The sequence below is a fragment of the Vibrio sp. 970 genome (assembly GCF_033339075.1).
Genome location: NZ_JAWOTW010000047.1, coordinates 1 through 2,881, shown reverse-complemented (window position 1 = coordinate 2,881; position 2,881 = coordinate 1). Strand labels below are relative to the sequence as shown.

At 62.0% G+C, this 2,881-nt stretch carries 2 protein-coding genes and 3 pseudogenes; 2 read left to right on the top strand and 3 right to left on the bottom strand.

The window, feature by feature from the left end:
* Positions 1-76, bottom strand: a pseudogene (locus R7Q11_RS24530) (MerR family DNA-binding protein); the annotation flags it as partial.
* Here R7Q11_RS24530 and R7Q11_RS24525 point away from each other — a divergent pair.
* Positions 71-205: pseudogene (locus R7Q11_RS24525) on the top strand (relaxase); the annotation flags it as partial. The pseudogenes R7Q11_RS24530 and R7Q11_RS24525 sit on opposite strands and share 6 nt — an antisense overlap.
* A 31-nt stretch (positions 206-236) precedes the next feature.
* On the opposite strand, the gene tetR(A) reads toward R7Q11_RS24525, so the two are convergent.
* Positions 237-887 (bottom strand): tetracycline resistance transcriptional repressor TetR(A), encoded by a 651-nt coding sequence (gene tetR(A) / locus R7Q11_RS24520; RefSeq protein WP_000164043.1) that lies wholly within the window; start codon positions 885-887, stop codon positions 237-239.
* Between the two features lie 105 nt (positions 888-992).
* Between tetR(A) and tet(A) the strand changes: the two genes are divergently transcribed.
* Positions 993-2,192 (top strand): tetracycline efflux MFS transporter Tet(A), encoded by a 1,200-nt coding sequence (tet(A), locus tag R7Q11_RS24515; RefSeq protein ID WP_001973670.1) that lies wholly within the window; start codon positions 993-995, stop codon positions 2,190-2,192.
* Positions 2,193-2,223: 31 nt separating this feature from the next.
* On the opposite strand, the pseudogene R7Q11_RS24510 reads toward tet(A), so the two are convergent.
* Positions 2,224-2,739 (bottom strand): annotated as a pseudogene (locus R7Q11_RS24510) (DMT family transporter); the annotation flags it as partial.
* Between the last annotated feature and the right edge of the window lie 142 nt (positions 2,740-2,881).

Below are 2,881 nucleotides of genomic sequence, written 5' to 3'. Positions count from 1 at the left end.
CTGCGATCTCGTCGAGGCTGAATCCGAGCCGCTGGGCTGATTTCACGAAGCGCACCCGCGTCACATCCGCCTCGCCAGAGAGGCCGAGCGCGGCCGTGAGGCTTGGACGCTAGGGCAGGGCATGAAAAAGCCCGTAGCGGGCTGCTACGGGCGTCTGACGCGGTGGAAAGGGGGAGGGGATGTTGTCTACATGGCTCTGCTGTAGTGAGTGGGTTGCGCTCCGGCAGCGGTCCTGATCAATCGTCACCCTTTCTCGGTCCTTCAACGTTCCTGACAACGAGCCTCCTTTTCGCCAATCCATCGACAATCACCGCGAGTCCCTGCTCGAACGCTGCGTCCGGACCGGCTTCGTCGAAGGCGTCTATCGCGGCCCGCAACAGCGGCGAGAGCGGAGCCTGTTCAACGGTGCCGCCGCGCTCGCCGGCATCGCTGTCGCCGGCCTGCTCCTCAAGCACGGCCCCAACAGTGAAGTAGCTGATTGTCATCAGCGCATTGACGGCGTCCCCGGCCGAAAAACCCGCCTCGCAGAGGAAGCGAAGCTGCGCGTCGGCCGTTTCCATCTGCGGTGCGCCCGGTCGCGTGCCGGCATGGATGCGCGCGCCATCGCGGTAGGCGAGCAGCGCCTGCCTGAAGCTGCGGGCATTCCCGATCAGAAATGAGCGCCAGTCGTCGTCGGCTCTCGGCACCGAATGCGTATGATTCTCCGCCAGCATGGCTTCGGCCAGTGCGTCGAGCAGCGCCCGCTTGTTCCTGAAGTGCCAGTAAAGCGCCGGCTGCTGAACCCCCAACCGTTCCGCCAGTTTGCGTGTCGTCAGACCGTCTACGCCGACCTCGTTCAACAGGTCCAGGGCGGCACGGATCACTGTATTCGGCTGCAACTTTGTCATGCTTGACACTTTATCACTGATAAACATAATATGTCCACCAACTTATCAGTGATAAAGAATCCGCGCGTTCAATCGGACCAGCGGAGGCTGGTCCGGAGGCCAGACGTGAAACCCAACAGACCCCTGATCGTAATTCTGAGCACTGTCGCGCTCGACGCTGTCGGCATCGGCCTGATTATGCCGGTGCTGCCGGGCCTCCTGCGCGATCTGGTTCACTCGAACGACGTCACCGCCCACTATGGCATTCTGCTGGCGCTGTATGCGTTGGTGCAATTTGCCTGCGCACCTGTGCTGGGCGCGCTGTCGGATCGTTTCGGGCGGCGGCCAATCTTGCTCGTCTCGCTGGCCGGCGCCACTGTCGACTACGCCATCATGGCGACAGCGCCTTTCCTTTGGGTTCTCTATATCGGGCGGATCGTGGCCGGCATCACCGGGGCGACTGGGGCGGTAGCCGGCGCTTATATTGCCGATATCACTGATGGCGATGAGCGCGCGCGGCACTTCGGCTTCATGAGCGCCTGTTTCGGGTTCGGGATGGTCGCGGGACCTGTGCTCGGTGGGCTGATGGGCGGTTTCTCCCCCCACGCTCCGTTCTTCGCCGCGGCAGCCTTGAACGGCCTCAATTTCCTGACGGGCTGTTTCCTTTTGCCGGAGTCGCACAAAGGCGAACGCCGGCCGTTACGCCGGGAGGCTCTCAACCCGCTCGCTTCGTTCCGGTGGGCCCGGGGCATGACCGTCGTCGCCGCCCTGATGGCGGTCTTCTTCATCATGCAACTTGTCGGACAGGTGCCGGCCGCGCTTTGGGTCATTTTCGGCGAGGATCGCTTTCACTGGGACGCGACCACGATCGGCATTTCGCTTGCCGCATTTGGCATTCTGCATTCACTCGCCCAGGCAATGATCACCGGCCCTGTAGCCGCCCGGCTCGGCGAAAGGCGGGCACTCATGCTCGGAATGATTGCCGACGGCACAGGCTACATCCTGCTTGCCTTCGCGACACGGGGATGGATGGCGTTCCCGATCATGGTCCTGCTTGCTTCGGGTGGCATCGGAATGCCGGCGCTGCAAACAATGTTGTCCAGGCAGGTGGATGAGGAACGTCAGGGGCAGCTGCAAGGCTCACTGGCGGCGCTCACCAGCCTGACCTCGATCGTCGGACCCCTCCTCTTCACGGCGATCTATGCGGCTTCTATAACAACGTGGAACGGGTGGGCATGGATTGCAGGCGCTGCCCTCTACTTGCTCTGCCTGCCGGCGCTGCGTCGCGGGCTTTGGAGCGGCGCAGGGCAACGAGCCGATCGCTGATCGTGGAAACGATAGGCCTATGCCATGCGGGTCAAGGCGACTTCCGGCAAGCTATACGCGCCCTAGGAGTGCGGTTGGAACGTTGGCCCAGCCAGATACTCCCGATCACGAGCAGGACGCCGATGATTTGAAGCGCACTCAGCGTCTGATCCAAGAACAACCATCCTAGCAACACGGCGGTCCCCGGGCTGAGAAAGCCCAGTAAGGAAACAACTGTAGGTTCGAGTCGCGAGATCCCCCGGAACCAAAGGAAGTAGGTTAAACCCGCTCCGATCAGGCCGAGCCACGCCAGGCCGAGAACATTGGTTCCTGTAGGCATCGGGATTGGCGGATCAAACACTAAAGCTACTGGAACGAGCAGAAGTCCTCCGGCCGCCAGTTGCCAGGCGGTAAAGGTGAGCAGAGGCACGGGAGGTTGCCACTTGCGGGTCAGCACGGTTCCGAACGCCATGGAAACCGCCCCCGCCAGGCCCGCTGCGACGCCGACAGGATCTAGCGCTGCGTTTGGTGTCAACACCAACAGCGCCACGCCCGCAGTTCCGCAAATAGGGGTCGTTTGCGGGAGAGGGCGAAATCCTACGCTAAGGCTTTGGCCAACGATATTCTCCGGTAAGATTGATGTGTTCCCAGGGGATAGGAGAAGTCGCTTGATATCTAGTATGACGTCTGTCGCACCTGCTTGATCGCGG